The 690-nt window shown below is 68.0% G+C and carries 1 protein-coding gene; it reads left to right on the forward strand.

Annotated features, from left to right (window positions below):
- The coding region (locus ACTWP5_RS32110) for a beta-ketoacyl reductase (RefSeq protein ID WP_443224712.1) at positions 1-690 on the forward strand (690 nt) is incomplete at both ends.

The raw sequence follows: 690 nt of genomic DNA on the forward strand, positions 1-690 counted from the left end.
GTGTGGTGCGGCCGAAGGTGGATGCGGCGGTGAATTTGCATGAGTTGACGCGTGGGTTGGATGTTCGGTTGTTTGTGTTGTATTCGTCGGCTGCTGGTGTGTTTGGTAATGCGGGGCAGGCGAATTATGCGGCGGCGAACACGTTCCTGGATGCGTTGGCTGCGTATCGGCGTGCGCAGGGCCTTCCCGCCACCTCCCTCGCCTGGGGCCTGTGGACTGGTGTCGGGGGAATGGGCGGCGAACTCGACGAAGCCGACGTGGCACGGCTGAGCCGTTCCGGGTTCCTCGGCATGTCGGCAGAGGAGGGACTGAGGCTCTTCGACACGGCGTGTGGCGTCGACGAGAGCTTGGTGGTTGCGGCGCGGTTGGATGTGGCGGGGTTGCGGCGGCGTGCGGAGCGGGAGGGTGTGGTTCCGGGGTTGTTGCGTGGGTTGGTGCGGGTGTCGGGTCGGCGTGCGGTGGAGCGTGCGGGTGCTGGTGCGGGTGGTGCGGGTGGGCAGTTGGCTCGGGTGGTGGCGGCGTTGGGTACGGCCGGGGAGCGGGAGCGTCACGTCGTCGACGTGGTGCGCGGTCACGTCGCGGCGGTCCTCGGGCATGGGTCCGCGCAGTCGATCGCGGCGGATCGGGCGTTCAAGGATCTCGGGTTCGATTCGCTGACGGCGGTGGAGCTGCGGAACCGGTTGAACGCGG

It is taken from the genome of Streptomyces sp. 4N509B, assembly GCF_052245655.1.
Taxonomy (GTDB): Bacteria; Actinomycetota; Actinomycetes; order Streptomycetales; family Streptomycetaceae; genus Streptomyces.